The organism is Acidobacteriota bacterium (assembly GCA_003225175.1).
Taxonomy (GTDB): domain Bacteria; phylum Acidobacteriota; class Terriglobia; order Terriglobales; family Acidobacteriaceae; genus Gp1-AA112.
On sequence record QIBA01000210.1, the window covers coordinates 1 to 2,253 of the forward strand.

2 protein-coding genes are annotated in these 2,253 nt (G+C 57.6%); both read left to right on the forward strand.

All coding sequences use genetic code 11. The features are described from left to right. A partial coding sequence (locus DMG62_24615; GenBank protein ID PYY19418.1) for an integrase occupies nt 1-395 on the forward strand: 395 nt, incomplete at its 5' end. After that, entirely contained in the window at nt 392-1,525 is a 1,134-nt protein-coding gene (locus tag DMG62_24620) for a hypothetical protein (GenBank protein PYY19419.1), read from the forward strand. The genes DMG62_24615 and DMG62_24620, both read left to right, overlap by 4 nt. Nucleotides 1,526-2,253: the final 728 nt, after the last annotated feature.

The following is a 2,253-nucleotide window of genomic DNA, read 5'->3' on the forward strand; positions in this document are numbered from 1 at the left end:
AGAAACGCCTCGTCCCGCTACCTCCGGAAATCCTCGGAGTCCTCGGACACTACTTGCGCCTGGAACGTCCGCTGACCAACGCGCCCGCTTTGTTCGTTTCCCTGAAAGGTCGGCGGCGCGGCCAGCCGATGAGTGCAGCCGGGCTTCGCTCGCTGTTCCGCCATCATCGAATGCGGAGTCGAATCTCTAATGCCAACCCACACCGCCTGAGACACACGTTCGGGGCAGATATGGTGCGGGCCGGGATGTCCCTGCCCGCCCTGCAACGACTGATGGGTCACTCGCAAATCCAAACGACGATGCTGTACGTCGAACTGGCTCCGCAGGACGTCTGGCGCGAATACGCCTGCGCCATCGAGAAGCGTAAGGCGTTGGACTCTTCCCACCTATCATGACTCGAGACCAAACCACCCTGGAACAGATCTTCGAAATGCAAATCCGGACGCTCGCCCTCACCCTTCGCCCCAGCACGGTAGACCAGTATCGATACACCGCGCGCCAATTTCTGTCTTATCTCCGCGCCGCCTTCCCCCAGCTCCGCCGGCTCTCCCAACTACGCCGCGATCCTCATCTGCTCGGCTGGTTCCGTTCGCTCAGTGAACGGCAACCACCGCTATGCACCAAAACTCGCATCGATTGCCTCGTTATCCTCCGCCGTTTGCTAAACAATCTAGCTTCCAACGGCCACCCTATTCAGCCCGATCTCATTCGTCGAGAAGACTTTCCTCCAGAACCTCGCTATCTTCCCAAACCTCTTTCCCCGCAGGAGGATCAACTCTTGCAGCAGGAATTGCTCCGTACCGATGATCTCTACGCCAATGCACTCCTGCTCATCCGAGCTACGGGAATCCGCCTGGGCGAATGCATCCATCTGCCGCTGGGCTGCCTGCGGCAGATAGGCACCGAACAATGGGCGCTCCATGTCCCCCTCGGCAAACTGCACTCGGAACGGCTGATTCCGGCTGATCCCGAGGTACGGCGCATCCTGGAGCGGATCCTCACCCTGCGCCGTTCGGTCCCAGTCGCATCACAAGGCTTCCTGCTGCCACGTCGTGGTTCTCATTACTCTCTGGTACGGACCCTCCGGTCGGCGTTAGTAGAAGCCGCCAAGCACACCGGTTGCGTTACCCATGTGACGCCTCACCGACTGCGGCACAGTTTCGCGACAGAAATGGTCCGGCTCGGCATTAGCCTTCCGGCGCTCATGAAACTGCTCGGACACAAGGATATCCGTATGACCTTGCGGTACGTGGACGTCACCCAGCAGGATTTGCAGCGCGAATTCCACCAGGCCCGTCAGAATGCGGCTCATCCGCATCGTCTGCCCACCCTGGCAGTCGCCAAAGAAATTCCGAGCGCTGGTCTCCCCGGTATCTGTCAAGCGCTCCGGGCAACACGTCATCTGCTGGAAATGTACCGCCGTCAACTGAGCAATGACAAAACCCACCGCACATTGCAGCGCCTTGACAAGCGCCTCCTCTCTGTCGCTTCACAACTGCAGAGCCTTCAGACGGAGCAAAAATGAGGAAAGATTGGCCAGTTAAGGAGCAACTTGCCGAAGGCGTCGTAGGTAACTACTGACCCCACCACGTTTTCCCATCTACACTTCTCGTAACCCCAGTACTGCTTTTCACTTACCAGCAGCACTGCCCTAACATGCAGCAGGTTTTTTTGGTTTGAACCCCAGACGCGAGTCTTTGACAACGTCTCCGCGTCGTAGATGTGGCTTGGTGTGGAGCTGCTGAGAGGAGCGGCGCTCGAACAGGCAGACAGGGCAAGCACAGCGCAGAGTGTTGCCGCCAGAAGTTGACGAAGCACGCTCCACGCTCACATGACAGGATTTTACGCGAGCCGCTGCTGACCAACCACAGCGATCTCATGCCGTTGTCTTCAACAGCATCGGTGAACTACTCGAAGATTTTTTCTTTAGCTGCTTGCGGATTTTAGCAGCTAAAGGAAGAACCCATTGCTGGAGACCGAGTTCGTTATCGACGCAATCTGGGCTACCTTCCACTCAGCCGCTCCTCACTCAGCTCGACAGAGCTGCCTGCTGTAGCCTTGGGACTCCATAAGAGCACTTTAAGAGCACTACTAAACCCGCAAGGGATTGATCCTCCAGAGAAGCGTCCCCACGTCAGAGTAGGTGCGCGGTATCGTATGGAGGAAGGCGAGATTCAGGTCGATTCGATTCAAGCGATAGGGTTTCCAGATACCACTCCTGAACTGGCGCGCGAGTCTGGATTCCTTGGCGTT